General features: G+C 49.7%; 1 protein-coding gene. It reads right to left on the bottom strand.

Annotated elements, in window-relative coordinates; translation table 11 throughout:
* Window positions 1–288: glycosyltransferase (locus tag ACYQ78_RS39430; protein WP_459806110.1), on the bottom strand; the 288-nt coding region annotated here is incomplete at both ends.

The following is a 288-nucleotide window of genomic DNA, read 5'->3' as shown; positions in this document are numbered from 1 at the left end:
CGCGCAAAGTGTCAGCCTCATCTAACCGCTCCTCCCTGTCTTTATTCCAGATTTCAGTGATGGCAGCAGCCCACACTTCGTGTTCTTCTGAATCAATAACGTATGACTTTCCAAATGGTACTTTGCTTAGGGCTTGGCCAAACCCTGAGTTGCGACTCACTAGCACAGGCAGACCAGCTGATAGGGCCTCAAGACCTGTTAAACCGAAACCCTCTGTTCTTGAGGGCATGAGGGCGAGGTCTACTTCACAGAAGAGGTGCTTTAAATTCACTCGGCTGTTGACGTAAC

The sequence above is a fragment of the Herbidospora sp. RD11066 genome (assembly GCF_054661255.1).
The sequence above is the reverse complement of the archived record's forward strand: the minus strand, read 5'-3'. Positions and strand labels throughout refer to the sequence as shown.